Consider the following 14,727-nt stretch of genomic DNA (forward strand, 5'->3'; position numbering starts at 1 on the left):
AACCTCTATTAAACTACTGAATTATGTTAAACAATTATGATTTACCTCTCCGGTAAGCTATAATCTTTTTGGCAATCTCCTCATTCCTCGCCTTTTTCTTATTAAAAAATGTAAGGTTCTATCGCACTTCCAGCTTGCTAAATTTGTTCGATCGCCCTTTCGTTACCTTCCAACCTCACATCCAGCCACAGTAGAGACTTGCGATCGTAGTCTCAATGCCTAATTATACAACGCAAAATCAGTTCTAGGGACAAGGCTGCTCTCCTCACGGTCATCGCACTTCTCAGCAGTAGAGACACAATCGAGAGATAATCGAGAAGTGCGATCGAGCTACACTTGTCTAAAGGCAAATAAATTCCCAGCACCACCATCACAACCAAACTTGAGGCCATCACCATGATTCAAGCCCTACCAGAATTCGTAACATTCGATGAATTCATTGACTGGTATCCTGAAAACTCAGAACACCACTACGAATTGCACAATGGAGAGATTGTTGAGATGCCAAAAGCAACAGGAAAACATTCTAAAGTCGCCGGTTTTACCGCACTGAAGGTAGGAATTGAGATTGAGCGTCTCAATTTACCGTACTTCATCCCCAAAGAATCTGTCATCAAACCCATCAGCGAGGAATCTGGATACGAGCCAGATATCATTGTACTCAACGAACAAACCATTGTAAACGAGCCTCGTTGGCAAAAATCATCAATTATCACGATGGGTTCATCAGTTCCCCTAATCGTAGAAGTAACTAGCACTAACTGGGAGGATGATTATGCCCGCAAACTAGAAGCTTACGAGTCAATGGGCATCAAAGAATATTGGATTGTAGACTATTTAGGATTGGGCGGGAGACGGTTTATCGGCAACCCCAAGCAACCAACTTTTTCGGTTTACCAACTAATTGATGGGGAATACCAAGTCAAACTGTTCAAAGGGGCTGAGGTGATTGAGTCGCCAACTTTTCCAGAATTGAACCTGACAGCGCAGCAGGTGTTCGCCAAAGGGAATTGAGCAGGCTGCGTTGTAGGGGTATATTGTAAAGGTGCGATCGCATCTAAGCTATCTTGTAGAGACGCGATTCCCAAAGCGTCTAAAGCAACGTCGGCAATTCCCCGTTATAATATCTAAAAATCGCATGAAGCTAGGACAGTGGATGGGCTTATTAGCCCTCATCGCATCTTGTTACATCCTCTGGCAAATCAGGCAAGCACTACTGCTGCTGTTTGCTGCCATCGTCTTAGCCACGGCCTTAAACAAACTAGCACGCTACTTACAAAAAAAATTCCGGTTCAAAAGGTCGATCGCCGTACTGTGCTCAATTACCTTCTTACTCCTCGTCTTCGTAGGCTTGTTCCTGATCATTGTACCGCCCTTCGCCTTGCAATTCCAACAACTTACCCAAAGAGCCCCTCAAGGAATAGCAAGATTAAATGATTGGGTAGATCAAATCGAAACTCGCTTCTCTGGACAAATCGGCCAACGGCTGCCCAATCTCGATGTTAACGACATTATGCGACAACTGCAACCTTTATTCAACCAACTCGTTGGGGGTGCAGGAGCATTTGTCGGCAACACATTAGGTGTCATTCTGAGTTTTTTGCTGGTTTTAGTTTTGACCTTGATGACCTTAGCAGATCCCCTCTCTTACCGCAAAGCATTTATACAACTATTTCCCTCTTTTTATCGGCGACGAATCGAGGGTATTTTAGATGAATGCGAAATAGCTCTAGGTCGATGGGTCATTGGTGCGTTAATTAGCATGAGTGTGATTGCTTTTTTGAGCTTAATTGGTCTATCGGTATTGCAAGTTCCCCTACCGCTAGCTCATGCTGTAGTAGCAGGATTTCTTAACTTAATTCCCAATATAGGCCCCACTATCAGCGTCATCCCGCCAATGACGATCGCACTTTTAGACTCTCCCTTAAAATCCGGTTTAGTCCTGATACTTTACTTTCTAATTCAACAGTTTGAAAGCAACATCCTCACCCCATACGTCATGGCACAACAAGTATCATTGCTGCCAGCAGTAACATTAATAGCTCAAGTATTCTTCGCCACCTTCTTTGGATTTTTAGGCTTATTGCTAGCCCTCCCCCTCACAGTTGTGGCTCAAGTTTGGATTAGGGAAGCCCTAATTAAAGACATTCTCAACCAGTGGGACGCCAATCCTAAAACATTAGCAGCAATAGATTCTGCTATCCACGAAGAATATGAAGCTATAGGAGTCACCGAAAGTCGGGCAGAAAAGTTACCTGAACACAAACCCGACATCTCCGATGATGCAGAAAATAACGCTCCCGAGCATCAATAATTCAGGTTGGTAGTGAGGACTTCAGTCCTTCTTTAATTTCCAGATAGAGGACTAAAGTCCTCACTACAAACCTAGAAAAAAACGTTCAGGAAAATTAATAATTTAGGTTTGTAGTCAGGACTTCAGTCCTTCTTGATCCCAGATAGAGGACTAAAGTCCTCACTACAAACCTAGAAAAAAACGCTCCTGAAAATCAATAATTTAGGTTTGTAGTCAGGACTTCAGTCCTTCTTGATCCCAGATAGAGGACTAAAGTCCTCACTACAAACCTAGAAAAAAACGCTCCTGAAAATCAATAATTTAGGTTTGTAGTCAGGACTTCAGTCCTTCTTGATCCCAGATAGAGGACTAAAGTCCTCACTACAAACCTAGAAAAAAACGCTCCTGAAAATCAATAATTTAGGTTTGTAGTCAGGACTTCAGTCCTTCTTGATCCCAGATAGAGGACTAAAGTCCTCACTACAAACCTAGAAAAAAACACTCCTGAAAATCAATAATTTAGGTTTGTAGTCAGGACTTCAGTCCTTCTTGATCCCAGATAGAGGACTAAAGTCCTCACTACAAACCTAGAAAAAAACACTCCTGAAAATCAATAATTTAGGTTTGTAGTCAGGACTTCAGTCCTTCTTGATCCCAGATAGAGGACTAAAGTCCTCACTACAAACCTAGAAAAAAACGTTCAGGAAAATCAATAATTTAGGTTTGTAGTCAGGACTTTAGTCCTTCTTTCTTTCCAGATAGAGGACTAAAGTCCTCACTACAAACTTAGTAAATTTATTATTCTACAGCCCGAAATTAATACCTTAAGTGCTAGCATTCTCAACCGCATCTCGTCCCGCACTAAAAATCTGTTGCACAGTCAAATTCAACTCTGGAAATGTGGGCGAAACAATCCTATCGCTCCCCCGAAACTGACTGACTTGATACTCGCCATCTACCAAATGGTGAACGAAAAAAGTAGGTTGTTTCGGATTGCCAATATAGCGTCTGCCACCAAGTCCCAAATAGTCCGCAATCCAGTATTCAGAAATACCCAAAGCTTCGTAATCAACCAACTTGTAGCCATAATCATCTCGCCAATTGGTACTGACAACTTCGACAATTAGCCGGACAGAACTACCCATTGTAATGATAGATTGCTTTTTCCATCTCGGTTCGCTGTTCGTCCCTTGCCTGTCCAAAACGATCGCATCCGGTTCGTAACCAGATAACTCGTTATCAGCTTTAACAACGCATTCTTTGGGTACGAAGTAGGGCAATCGCAGCCTCTCGATTTCCATCCCTAGCTTCAGGCAGATGAAGCCGGCTACCTCTGAATGTTCTCCGGTGGCTTTAGGCATCTCAACAATAGCTCCATTATGCAGTTCGTAATGCTTTTGGGAATTTTCAGGATACCAGTCGATAAATTCATCGAAAGTGACTGGTTTTAATATCGCTTGAGTCATGGCGATCGCTCCTTATTTTATTTATAGTATTATGCTGATATCTGTTATAACATTTGGCTGTGTTCTCAAACCAAGCCCGATCGCCAAAACGGCATTTGCGCGATCGACATTCCACCAAACTAAAATCTAAAATCTAAAATCTAAAATAATCTTATGAGATCGATCGACGAAATCAACGATAAAATCAGCCAAGGCAAAGCCACAGTCTGGACAATCGAAGAACTCAAAACCCGAGTCAGAGAAACCAGCATTACCCAAGCAGCAAAAGAAGTCGATGTGATTACCGCCGGCACCTTCGAGCCCATGGAATCCTCCGGCGCCATCATCAACCTCGGCCATACCGACCCCCCGATCAAAATCCGGCAGTGCTGGCTGGACGGCGTTTTAGCCTACTCCGGCTTCGGCGCCGTAGATTTGTACCTAGGAGCCACCCAAGTAGCCGAAGACGGCGAAGAATCGCGGGAACGGGGCGGCGGACACGTCATCGAAGACTTGATTGCCGGCAAACCCGTGCAGTTGCGGGCTTTAGGGCAAGTAACAGACTGCTATCCCCGCGCCTCCTTTGAAACCACGATTACCCGCGATACCATCAACCAGTTTTATTTATTCAATCCCCGGAACGCCTATCAAAACTTTATTGTAGGAGTCAACGGGGGCGATCGGCCGCTATTCACCTACCTCGGCCCCCTGCAACCGAACCTCGGCAACGCCGTTTATTCGAGCCTGGGAGCCATGTCACCCCTGCTCAACGACCCCCACCTCCAACTCATCGGCATCGGCACCCGCATCTTCCTAGGAGGCGCTCAGGGCTACATCACCTGGGAAGGAACCCAGCACTTCCCGCTGCAAAAACGGCAGCCTAACGGGACTCCGATTGGGCCAGCCGCCACCCTGGCACTCATCGGCGACGCCAAACAGATGAACTCCAAATGGGTGCGCGGCTGCTACTTCAAAAACTACGGCCCATCCTTGATGCTGGGAGTCGGCATCCCCTTCCCCGTCTTAAACGAAACAGTCGTCGCCAACTGTGCAGTATCAGACAAAAAAATAGTCGCGCCGGTGGTAGATTTCTCTATCCCCCGGCGCGTTCGTCCCACATTCGGTTTAGTCAGTTACGCTCAATTAAAAACCGGTCGCATTCTCATCGAGGGAAAACCAGTGCGGGCCGCCCCCCTGGCGAGTATGTTTCTCTCGCGACAAGTAGCTTTGGAATTGAAGCAGCAAATTGAAGCTGGTCAATTTACTCTCACGGCCCCAGTTGCTCCCCTACCAGCCGACAGAGTGTTTCTCCCGCAAGATTTGTGGGGGGCCCAAGTCAGGCTCGAATAAACAATTTTAGATTGTTGATTTTAGATTATTTGCAGACGCACAAGGTCTCAGAAACCGGGTTTATTGTCGCCGGCTTTGCCTGAAAGCTTAGGTTTTTGGTCAATAAACTCGGTTTCTGCTCCTCGGGAGTGCGTCCAGGATTCTAGATTTTAGATTGAAAATTTCTGGTAAATAACTGCACGCATGGAAAACTGACGCACTCACCTAACATCCAAAATCCCAAATCCAAAATCTCAAATCCAAAATCTCAAATTGCCTTATTCCTCAACTGGCTTAGGCTTCTTAACCGGCTTAGGAAGAGGTTCCTTGGGGACAGGCGGTGCAGCAGCAGAAGGCTTGATATTAGGACGTTCTATACGAGAACCGTCACCGCTGGGCCTAGGAGTAAAGGGACGCTTGTTTCCGCCTCCTTTGTAGCCGCCACCGGGCTTGCCACTTCCGGGGGGGAATTTCCGTTTTTTAATCGGCAGGGCGCCAATATTTTTTGCCTGCTCAATCATCAGACTGTCAGCTTGCAATTTGACGTGGAAATCCCAAAAAAAGCCGATCGCCTTTGTTGCTAAATCCCCCTTAAGTTTCAGCTTAAAAAACTTCATCTTGTCGTCATTCTTGCGGGGAGCTTGCTTGATTTTGACGATGACATACTTTTCTTCATCTTGCGATTGATAAATCACCTCGCCTCGAATCGAAAAATAGCCATCTTCAACATCAGGTTCCGAGGGCGCCAAAGATGCGATCGATGCTTCGTCGCTAGTCTCAATCTCCCCTACTTCCTGGTTTTCCTCGTCAGAGGAGGGTTCAAGAGCTTTTTTCAGGGTTTCCGGCTCCCAAACACCCATAATCTGGGCGTGCAAATTGCCATCTTCTTGCCTGGTGCGGGGATAGACCACCCACAGGTGTTCTTGTTCCAGATCCAGGTGATTTTTGACTAAACTCATAACTCTACCCAGCAAAACTGCGTCGATGGCAGTTCCGTCGGCAGCTATCAACATACCTCGGGTGAATTGCTCTTCAGATTGGGTGTAGCGGCCCCGCACTAAACCAACAGCTCGGTACTGTCTGGGTTCGCTGGGAGGGGGAATCGGATGTTGGCGCATGACGGAGGGTATCTCATCATCATCGGCCTGACTTTCGTTAGTGGCAGGCTTGGGGGTTGGGGTAGGTGCGACTGTGAGTGCAGTTGTCTTACCAGCAGATTCCACAGGCGCGGATGGTGGCTCCGAGAGCGCAGGAGCATCGCTGGGCTTTGGCTTTGTTTTGTCCCCATCGGGGGCAGAACTGTAGCGCGGTCGTTGCAGCGCATCCTTTGGCGCTGGGGCGTCCGTTGTCGCTGGGGCGTCCGTTGGCGCTGGTGGTTGATTTTGATCGACAGGTGCAGCCGACGGGGAAGACACGGGACTTTCGTCTGGTGTCTCGGGCACGGAGGCTGTAACTGCGGGCAGATTCACGGCGGGATCGCTTGGCTGAGCCTTGCGAGCAGAAGTAGATTTGGACGATTTGGAAGACCGGTTCGGAGAGGGGTTCATAAAAAACTCCTTGCAGCGGAGACACATCCCTTAAGGGAAATTAGGAATAAACTGAAGAAACTGCTTTAAAAGCTACTAGCACCAGACTTGGGGCTTGCGCCGGAAAGTTTGGTTTTGACCCGTCAACGCCAACTTTCAACTTCGCTACGAGCGCTCCCGGGTTGGTTTGCTGCTCTAATCCTTGCTGGCAAGGAGTTTGAGAGTTGTCTAACCCAAGGATCGGGTCGATCGCCCGAAAGCTGGCGTTGCTGGCTAATAGCGTTTAGGATATTCAGATACTTCAAGTCCGGACAATCTAGGATATATCCCGACATAGCGTGCTGAATACCTGAGCATCCAACCCGGCAATATCTCGCAATGCTTTGAGGAAAATCCCCAAAGCGCCATTCCAATCTCTCTGGAGTAGCTTGCCTATTTTACTTAATCCAATTACCTAACGGGCTGATCCGCCATATTTTCGGTAATTTTGAGCTTGACCGCACTCTTATTGGACGAAAGCCGCATTCCTTGGGGCTGCGGGTCTTTGTGTCCAAAATTGTTTGGCTAGCGGGGAGTTGCGGGTCTGTTACCATATTAGCTGCAAGTAAAAGGCTGCTTTGTCAATTGGGACTTTGAAGTTAAGAACTTTTATGGTTGCATGGATCTGGTTAAATTGCAGACGCCCCTAGGCGATGGGTTAATTCTTAGAAAATAGTAGATTTTAAGTTGGGATAGTTGAATTATGGAAAAAGCAAACAAGGGTCGCGGGTTGATTACTGTGGTGGTGGTGCTTGCGCTCATCGCTTTTGTGGGATTTTCTCTGGTTCCAATTTTGGACAGTATTCTCAAGGGGAGCCAAGCGCAAAGTCGATCGACTCCAACGCCTACTCAGACAGCCGCATCTACCGAGAAGCAATCGCAGTTGCTGCAAGATCAGGTGAGGGGGTACGAATTGGTTTTGCAGCGGGAACCTGACAATGTAACGGCTTTGCGGGGACTTTTGCAGGTACGGCTGGAGTTGATCGGACAAGGAGTGGGGGCGATCAAGGATGTGGTGCCGACTTTGGAAAAGTTGGCTAAACTTAATCCTGACACTACGGAATACGGGATTTTGCTGGCTCAGGCGAAGGAACGCACGGGCGATCGCGAAGGGGCTGCTGGGGCTTATCGATCGATTTTAGCGTCTAAGCCTGGGGAAATTAAGGCTTTGCAGGGGTTGGTGAATTTGCTGCTGGTGCAGCAACGGCCGGAAGCTGCGATCGGGCTGCTGCAAGATACGCTCAAGGCTGCTCCGAGTGCAAATCAGGCGAAACCGGGCAGTATCGATGTAACTTCGGTGCAGTTGATTTTAGGGCAGGTTTATGCGGTGCAGAAGCGCTACCCAGAGGCGATCGCGATTTACGACGAATCGGCCAAGGCGAATCCGAAAGATTTTCGCCCGACGTTAGCTCATGCGATCGTGTTGAAGGAACAGGGCAAAACTGACGAGGCAAAAACGCTGTTTGATCAAGCTACTGAGTTAGCTCCTCCTAACTATAAAGACCAAATTAATCAGTTAGCTAGCGACAGTCCTTCGCCTTCTCCTGCGGCGGAGAAAGCCAGTCCCGAATCTGATGCTTCTCCGACTCCTGAACCGGCGGCTTCTCCTAGTCCCGAAGGTGCGCTACCGAAACCTTAAGAACATTTCTAGGGGCGGTACTAAGAGTTTCCGCCCCAGAATTTTGAGTTGAAAATTTGATACTTTTAACTCAAAACTTCTTATTTTATTCCGAATTACCGATTAGATAATATCCCCAAAAATAACGATTATCAGGTTTGATCGTTCGGACTTCAGTATACCTCTTACAAAAATAGCTAGGAACGGGCATCTTGCCCGTTCCACAGAACAAGTTACTTTGTGGAACGGGCATCTTGCCCGTTCCAAGATTCGATCGAAAATACTTTTGCAAGAGATCTAATCCTCTGATTTAAATGCGGACTGAAGTCCTCACTACTAACCTGGGAGATGATATTATGAATTAAGGAATGAAAATTCAATACGTTCGGCATTGTCATGCCTGGACAGTCTGCGGGCAAGGATTGAGATGGAAACGTTGCTTAAGTTATTAAATTTTCATTCCTAAGCAAGAACTCGGAGGGAATTATGACCCAAAGCGTTGACCGCGTTGTTATAAAGAGGAAGTTCGGAGGATACTGGAGGGTGAGATAGTTGGGAAAGAATGGGGAAAGGGCGATCGCGCTTGAATTTGCTAGGATACGATCGCAACCAATGACAGTAGCACTAACTTCCTGACTCCGCAGACTGAGAAACAAACAATGACAAGTAAAAAGGTGGTTAATTTTATTAGCGGACACATCGACCTGACTCAGGAAGAATTTGACACCTATTACCGTTATTTGCTCGCTCGCGCGATCGATCGCAATGAGTGTTTTGTAGTTGGGGATGCTAAAGGTACAGATATCCTCGCACAACAGTATCTTTTTGGGCGAACTGAGGCAGTTATTGTGTATCATATGTTCGCCAGTCCTCGCAATAATGCGGGATTTCCTACCCGTGGGGGATTTCAAAGCGATGTAGAGCGAGATACTCAAATGACGCTGGATGCCGATCGAGATATTGCTTGGGTACGTGCTGGTAGAGAGCGATCGGGAACCCAGGCTACAGGCTAATATCGATCGGCGCAGGAAATTTGATTCCATTACACTGTCAACCTGGTCTGAAAATAAGCCTGCAATTGCGGAAGCTCAATCGAAACTGCTCGAACCGCTACCGCCGAGTAACGCATCAGAAAAAGTATCGCCAACCCCAGAAAGTAGCGAATCCAAAGTGGGCAATCGGCTCAACAAACAAACTCTCAACAATGCCATTTTATTGTAGTGCAACACTGAGTAAGTACAACGTCAACATTGCTCAGGTGCTTGCATCGGCACCGGAAAGCGAACCACTCCAGAGGTCAAGGCTGTCAACCACACGTGCATCTATCGAATCCCCTACTCAAACTCAGGTAAGCAGATCGCCAGCTAAAAAAGTTACAAATCTTTACTATTCGGGGAGCAAATAGAAAGTAATTTGGGCGAAGACTCAGTATAATCATAATCACAACTCCCTGTTGCATTAAAGGTTAATAGTGGTGAATACTCCCCTTCAGAAAATTATTTTTGGCAGCCCTGGAACTGGAAAAAGCTACCGAATTGACAATAAAATAATTCCTGAAGACTTAGGTATTGATAAAAAAAGCCATCCAGGAAATGTAATTAAAACCGTTTTTCATCCCGAATATACTTATGGCGATTTTATGGGCAAACTTGTACCTATTACTAGAGCTGGGAAAGTAGAATATAATTATTATGAGGGTCACTTTCTCAAAGCCTTATCCCAAGCGTATCGAAAAATACTCGATGCTTATGACAAAGAGGGAAATAAAATATCGGAAGTTCAAAATATAGCTTTGGTAATAGATGAAATAAACAGAGGTAACTCCTCAGCAATATTTGGAACTATTTTTCAGCTTTTAGATAGAGATGAAGATGGATGGTCGAGCTATGGAATTAATATCACTGAAATTGAATTCATTAAAATTCTGCAATTGATAAAAACTAGATTTTCTTATGATGAAGAAGGCAAAATAATAGAGTATAAACTATCTCCCTATGTTTCTGAAGGCGTTAAAAATCTTGCTACTGTGCAAAAGAAGATAGAATTCCTGAAATTTGATCTCGTTGAAAGGATTATTCGTATTCCCCCCAATCTATCCATACTGGCTACTATGAATACCTCTGACAACTCGATTTATTTTATGGATAGTGCCTTTAAACGGCGTTGGGATTGGGAGTTTGTCAATTGGGATGATAGCAACCCTCCACCTGGAGAATACGGAAAAGCTAAAAATGGAACTCTAGACGAGGAAGAATGGCTAGAGTTTATTAACAAGATTAATATTTTTATCAAAAGCTATCATGCTTCCATTCGTGGAATTGAAGATAAGCAGATTGGTAAATATTTCATTAAAAAACTGCCTATCACGGCAGAGCAAATTCAAAACAAACTAATGTTTTTCTTGTGGGATAGTGTATTTACCCGCGATAAAAAACCCTTGTTAGAGCTTTTAGGTAAAGAAAGAGATGAGCTTGTGACTTTTGGTGACTTTACCAAGTTACATAATACGTTTGTTGAAAAAATTATGAATTTTAATAACTAAATCCAAGTTTAATTAACCAATGATTAACTTTTCAGAAATAAAGCTGGTCAAAGACCCTAATGATAATTTTGTAGGAATTCGTAAATCACAATCAGGAGATACTTACGAATTCTGGCTGCCGAATGGATTTAATGACTTTCCTGAAGAACAGTTCGATAAGGTGCGAGATTTATTCTTTAAAATGTATCGTACCTTTCGCAAATTTGAAAATGATAATAAAAATCGAGTTAATCTTAATAGATATGATTATCAAACCGATCAAGATCAGACAACTGTTTCTTCAGGTGGACTTTCTCTGAAAACTGAGGAAGGAGAACCTTGTCAGCTATATAGCAAACTCAAAATGATTGAGCGTGTACTCGAAACTTACGATGACTTGGCTATTAACTCAATTCAAAGAAAAGTAAAACGGACTGAAGATATTGATTATTCCCAAATTTATAAATACTTAGATAAGGCTATCTATCTAGATAATGATGTAATTTATGTGGAAACAATGGATTTACCCCGTCCTGTCTTGCTTTATGAAAGTACAGATATTGTTAATCTTTATTGTTACATTCTTGATGAAATTGTTCAGCAACTACAAGAAGATGTAGCAGATCATATTAAAGCTCGTACTCAAGATATTCGTTTTCTAGCTCAACGGTTTAAAGATGATTATCTAAGTAGCGAGCAATCAATTTTTGATAAGGATACTTTTTTAGAAACCACAAGTATTCTCAAAGAAGCACTAGATACTATAGATAAAAATACTTACTACAAAGATAATGATTATTGGGGTCTTTATGAAGCTATTGAGACATTTTTATATGGTGAACTTAATCCAGGGCTTGATGATGGCGATTACTGGGGAATCAAAGGATTTTCCTTGATTTGGGAAGATATGTGTCATACATATTTTTTCAGAAATTGTCAAGAGGAAATTTGCTATGCAGATACAGATATACCTTTGAAGGATTATGATAATGGTCTTCCTAAAAGAACGGAAAAAAATAGAGTTGGTAACTTGCAAATCCGAGTCTTAAATGGCTCTATTTTCGGGCCGCTCTGGATTTACTCTACTGAATCAGATAAATCTGGAGATGACAATCAAATACTGAGATGGCATGAGTTACTTGTGATTGAATTTGACTTAAATCCTAGACATCTAGTTTTAACAGATGGGGTCGAATTCCATCAAGATTATTGTTTAGAGAATTATGGCTATGATACAGAAAATCAAACCAGTGAACCACGGCGTAAATTTTTACGTCCTGATTTGGTTTTAACCGACGAGGCTTCTAGCCTAAAAATAATTGATTATAAAGATGTTCCACTTGAGTTCTATCTTAATCCTTCTAATCTTCCTAAAGAACAGAAGAAGAAGTATGAACACGATCTTATTAAGCAGCTTACTTATGAATTAGCACTTCAACAAACACATATAATTTCAAAAAATTTATTTTTCATCCCCTACTACTACGAATCACCACCTATTAATGACCCTTTTTTAGGCGAGGAGGTTGAGTCATCACTAGATATACAAGGAATTCGTGTCTTTCAAGCTAACTTCTTTTTAATCCAAAGTGAATATCTTCAGGAAAAATTATGAATCAAGATATAAAAAATGTTGGTATTTATAACGAAAATTTAAATTTTAAAAGTGATTACCTACCGTTGATAGCATTTAAAAGTGAAAATCATAAAAATGCTGTTGAGGAATATATTTTGACTAAAGTTAATATTTTCTTTAAACGCATAATTCAAATTGAAGTTGATGTCAAAAAATCTCAGATAAACTATTCCAATACAATTACAGAAAAAGACTTTACTGAAAAGCCTATTAGCTATTTTTATGAAAATATTTTTGTTGACTTAGGCAAACGCAATTGCGCTGGCAAATTAGATGTGTCTCCTAAATGGGCAATTACCTTCGATCAAAAATGCGCGCCTATTGAAGTAAGCTATTTATCTCCTAGTTTTAGGATTTATCCAAATTCTCAACCTAAATTCAACCCATTCGGGTATGATTACTCTAAAAATAAAAAATTTTACTATAGATATGGAACAATAGATATTAACGGCAAACCCATTTTTTATTATATTTATTTCACATTACAGGAAATAATAGATGTTATTAAAGCGTAAGGTTATTAAATTTCAGAGATTACCGACGGGAAGTAAGAGATGGACTCCCAAGAAAAACGGAAGCTCAAAATCTAGCTTTGTCCTGTTTTGGTCAACCCCTACAGCAATATCACAGTTTCAGCCGATCGCCCCCATTACGATCGCGAATCTGTCAGGTAATTCCCGTATCAAGTCCCTTGAGAAAGATCAGTAGTTTTTCCTCGCTGAATCTTTGAAACTCTCCGTTTATTAAATGAGATACTTCAGGCTGTGGAATGCCAATAATTTGACTTATTTCGCGCTGTTTCAAGTTGCGTTGTTTCAAGATACGGATTACTTGAATCCCTATTTTGCCCCGCGTAAAAAGTTGATTTGCGTCCTCCTGTTCGAGGTCAGCGAATACATGGCCACTGCTTTCTTCAAAAAATGGTTCTTGTGTCATGCTTCTTTCTTTAGCAATTACAAACAGCGGCCGAACATTTCAATTTCAACCGTCGAACTCACCTTGATGTGGTGGATATTCTCTAATTGCAATGAGTTGCTCGCGTTCGAGGATGCGTTCTGGGAGGTTAAATTGTAGAATTTTAGCAGTTACGCGCCCTTCTGGAGTCAGTGGAATGATCGTTCCTCGCTCTAGCCGAAAGTGATCTGACCATTGCTGGAGACGGGGATTAAAAAAAGGAGTTAGCTGTTGTGTCTCGGGGTCGATCGAACCGAGGTCAGTTCCTTTGAAACGGTTGCAGTAAGGACAGGATAATGCTAGGTTTTCAGCATTAGTGATGCCATCATGTTTTTCGGCAATAATGTGTTCCATTTCAAAGGTGAATAGTGAAGCCGTTTGGGGAAATCGACAATACTCGCATTGTTCTCCGGCGCGTCGAGTCACTAGCCGACGCACAGAGGCTGATACATAACTCATGCTGCTGTCTGTAAGTTTTTGTAGGCATGAGCTTTGGCTAAGCGCACCAAATGTTCTAGCAGCAAGTATCGATCGAGTTCGACTTGTTCCGATCGCAAGAGAGTGCCGGATTTATTGCGATCGAGCAGTTCGCTCATGCGGGCTTGCAATGCAGGCGCGGGGCGAATGGCAAGGATTGCTTCCGGGCTGGGTTGACTGGCAAGCAGTTCGACGATTTGGAGTTCGTCTTTGTAGGGAATGGTTTCTGCAGGGGCGAGTTCCTGAAGGGCGCGATCGAGGGCTTCCGGGAGGCGATCGCCCAATTGTTGCAGTTTTTCGCCGAGGAGCTCGGGGACTTCTAATATAATTTGCATTCTTCGGTAATGTGAAGATAGGAATAACTTTAATTATAACAAAGCAGAAATAGATATATAGCAGTTATCATAAAGATGAGGTATCGATCGATAGATCCCTCAATCCCCAATCCCCAATCCCCAATCCCCAATCCCCAATCTAAAATCTAAACCTGTACCTCACCTTTTTGAGAAAGGGTATAGAACCAGATGTTACTATATTTAAGTACCAACATCGATCGAAAATAACTACTTCACAACTTATGTTTTAAAAACCTTCGATCGCAGTCGCTAAAACTAACTTAAAAAATCCCAAGTCAGATATAGCTTTTTGTCTGACTCATCCCTATGCTGTGGGACTGGCTGCTTTAGAAACCCTTCGTCGAGAATTTAATCAAGGGAAATACCATGCTCAATCAGGATTTTCAAGAGTTTATACAATTGTTAAACAAGTCTGAATTACATTCAAGTTCCTTTACTAACTGAGGCTTAGCTCATAGGTTTAAACTTAATCCTAAATATCCCTCGTACCCCCCATATCTAACTTTTTTCCGGTAACTAAATCATTATAGGTG

The 14,727-nt window shown here is 43.3% G+C and carries 14 protein-coding genes; 8 read left to right on the top strand and 6 right to left on the bottom strand.

What is annotated here, in order from left to right:
* Positions 1 to 212 precede the first annotated feature (212 nt).
* Positions 213 to 398: a hypothetical protein gene (locus tag QUB64_RS07455; protein WP_333343137.1), complete on the bottom strand. Its 186-nt coding sequence runs from the start codon at positions 396 to 398 to the stop codon at positions 213 to 215.
* On the opposite strand from QUB64_RS07455, the gene QUB64_RS07460 reads away from it, so the two are divergent.
* The gene (locus tag QUB64_RS07460; protein WP_333269105.1) at positions 397 to 1,014 is read left to right on the top strand and encodes a Uma2 family endonuclease; all 618 of its coding nucleotides are present in this window, start codon (positions 397 to 399) and stop codon (positions 1,012 to 1,014) included. The two genes, QUB64_RS07455 and QUB64_RS07460, sit on opposite strands and share 2 nt — an antisense overlap.
* Before the next feature lie 124 nt (positions 1,015 to 1,138).
* On the top strand, positions 1,139 to 2,314 hold the full coding sequence (locus QUB64_RS07465) for an AI-2E family transporter (RefSeq protein ID WP_333269106.1): 1,176 nt from the start codon (positions 1,139 to 1,141) through the stop codon (positions 2,312 to 2,314).
* 803 nt (positions 2,315 to 3,117) lie between these two features.
* Here QUB64_RS07465 and QUB64_RS07470 read toward each other — a convergent pair.
* On the bottom strand, positions 3,118 to 3,759 hold the full coding sequence (locus tag QUB64_RS07470; protein ID WP_333269107.1) for a Uma2 family endonuclease: 642 nt from the start codon (positions 3,757 to 3,759) through the stop codon (positions 3,118 to 3,120).
* Between the two features lie 153 nt (positions 3,760 to 3,912).
* Between QUB64_RS07470 and QUB64_RS07475 the strand changes: the two genes are divergently transcribed.
* Positions 3,913 to 5,088 carry a homocysteine biosynthesis protein gene (locus tag QUB64_RS07475; RefSeq protein WP_333269108.1) on the top strand — a complete coding sequence of 392 codons (1,176 nt, stop codon included), beginning with the start codon at positions 3,913 to 3,915 and terminating at the stop codon, positions 5,086 to 5,088.
* 257 nt (positions 5,089 to 5,345) lie between these two features.
* Here the strand turns inward: QUB64_RS07475 and QUB64_RS07480 are convergent, their stop codons facing one another.
* Positions 5,346 to 6,614, bottom strand: coding sequence for a hypothetical protein (locus QUB64_RS07480; protein ID WP_333269109.1), 1,269 nt, complete (start codon positions 6,612 to 6,614; stop codon positions 5,346 to 5,348).
* Between the two features lie 721 nt (positions 6,615 to 7,335).
* On the opposite strand from QUB64_RS07480, the gene QUB64_RS07485 reads away from it, so the two are divergent.
* The 5 genes from QUB64_RS07485 to QUB64_RS07505 all read left to right on the top strand — a co-directional run bounded on the left by QUB64_RS07485 (position 7,336) and on the right by QUB64_RS07505 (position 12,922).
* Complete coding sequence (locus QUB64_RS07485; protein ID WP_333269110.1) at positions 7,336 to 8,271, top strand: tetratricopeptide repeat protein; 936 nt, start codon at positions 7,336 to 7,338, stop codon at positions 8,269 to 8,271.
* A gap of 638 nt (positions 8,272 to 8,909) precedes the next feature.
* Entirely contained in the window at positions 8,910 to 9,263 is a 354-nt protein-coding gene (locus QUB64_RS07490) for a hypothetical protein (protein ID WP_333269111.1), read from the top strand.
* A gap of 461 nt (positions 9,264 to 9,724) precedes the next feature.
* Positions 9,725 to 10,792, top strand: a complete 1,068-nt coding sequence (locus tag QUB64_RS07495) for a restriction endonuclease (protein ID WP_333269112.1) — start codon at positions 9,725 to 9,727, stop codon at positions 10,790 to 10,792.
* A 19-nt stretch (positions 10,793 to 10,811) separates the two neighbouring features.
* Complete coding sequence (locus tag QUB64_RS07500) at positions 10,812 to 12,386, top strand: hypothetical protein (RefSeq protein WP_333269113.1); 1,575 nt, start codon at positions 10,812 to 10,814, stop codon at positions 12,384 to 12,386.
* Positions 12,383 to 12,922: a hypothetical protein gene (locus QUB64_RS07505; RefSeq protein WP_333269114.1), complete on the top strand. Its 540-nt coding sequence runs from the start codon at positions 12,383 to 12,385 to the stop codon at positions 12,920 to 12,922. The genes QUB64_RS07500 and QUB64_RS07505 overlap by 4 nt, the downstream gene beginning before the upstream one ends.
* A gap of 151 nt (positions 12,923 to 13,073) precedes the next feature.
* On the opposite strand, the gene QUB64_RS07510 is transcribed toward QUB64_RS07505, so the two are convergent.
* The 3 genes from QUB64_RS07510 to QUB64_RS07520 are packed head-to-tail and all read right to left on the bottom strand — an operon-like array spanning position 13,074 to position 14,173.
* Positions 13,074 to 13,343, bottom strand: coding sequence for a helix-turn-helix domain-containing protein (locus QUB64_RS07510; RefSeq protein WP_333269115.1), 270 nt, complete (start codon positions 13,341 to 13,343; stop codon positions 13,074 to 13,076).
* 45 nt (positions 13,344 to 13,388) lie between these two features.
* Positions 13,389 to 13,820, bottom strand: coding sequence for an HNH endonuclease (locus QUB64_RS07515; RefSeq protein WP_333269116.1), 432 nt, complete (start codon positions 13,818 to 13,820; stop codon positions 13,389 to 13,391).
* Entirely contained in the window at positions 13,817 to 14,173 is a 357-nt protein-coding gene (locus QUB64_RS07520; RefSeq protein ID WP_333269117.1) for a hypothetical protein, read from the bottom strand. Before QUB64_RS07520 ends, QUB64_RS07515 begins: the two co-directional genes overlap by 4 nt.
* Positions 14,174 to 14,727 lie beyond the last annotated feature (554 nt).

Source organism: Microcoleus sp. Aus8_D2, assembly GCF_036702665.1.
GTDB lineage: Bacteria > Cyanobacteriota > Cyanobacteriia > Cyanobacteriales > Microcoleaceae > Microcoleus.

What these genes read in the sequence shown, in the direction of transcription:
- QUB64_RS07505 (WP_333269114.1), top strand. Translation starts at nt 12,383, where the DNA reads ATGAATCAAGATATAAAAAATGTTGGTATTTATAACGAAAATTTAAAT.
- QUB64_RS07465 (WP_333269106.1), top strand. Translation starts at nt 1,139, where the DNA reads ATGAAGCTAGGACAGTGGATGGGCTTATTAGCCCTCATCGCATCTTGT.
- QUB64_RS07520 (WP_333269117.1), bottom strand. Translation starts at nt 14,173, where the DNA reads ATGCAAATTATATTAGAAGTCCCCGAGCTCCTCGGCGAAAAACTGCAA.
- QUB64_RS07515 (WP_333269116.1), bottom strand. Translation starts at nt 13,820, where the DNA reads ATGAGTTATGTATCAGCCTCTGTGCGTCGGCTAGTGACTCGACGCGCC.
- QUB64_RS07490 (WP_333269111.1), top strand. Translation starts at nt 8,910, where the DNA reads ATGACAAGTAAAAAGGTGGTTAATTTTATTAGCGGACACATCGACCTG.
- QUB64_RS07485 (WP_333269110.1), top strand. Translation starts at nt 7,336, where the DNA reads ATGGAAAAAGCAAACAAGGGTCGCGGGTTGATTACTGTGGTGGTGGTG.
- QUB64_RS07500 (WP_333269113.1), top strand. Translation starts at nt 10,812, where the DNA reads ATGATTAACTTTTCAGAAATAAAGCTGGTCAAAGACCCTAATGATAAT.
- QUB64_RS07470 (WP_333269107.1), bottom strand. Translation starts at nt 3,759, where the DNA reads ATGACTCAAGCGATATTAAAACCAGTCACTTTCGATGAATTTATCGAC.
- QUB64_RS07510 (WP_333269115.1), bottom strand. Translation starts at nt 13,343, where the DNA reads ATGACACAAGAACCATTTTTTGAAGAAAGCAGTGGCCATGTATTCGCT.
- QUB64_RS07475 (WP_333269108.1), top strand. Translation starts at nt 3,913, where the DNA reads ATGAGATCGATCGACGAAATCAACGATAAAATCAGCCAAGGCAAAGCC.
- QUB64_RS07460 (WP_333269105.1), top strand. Translation starts at nt 397, where the DNA reads ATGATTCAAGCCCTACCAGAATTCGTAACATTCGATGAATTCATTGAC.
- QUB64_RS07480 (WP_333269109.1), bottom strand. Translation starts at nt 6,614, where the DNA reads ATGAACCCCTCTCCGAACCGGTCTTCCAAATCGTCCAAATCTACTTCT.
- QUB64_RS07455 (WP_333343137.1), bottom strand. Translation starts at nt 398, where the DNA reads ATGGTGATGGCCTCAAGTTTGGTTGTGATGGTGGTGCTGGGAATTTAT.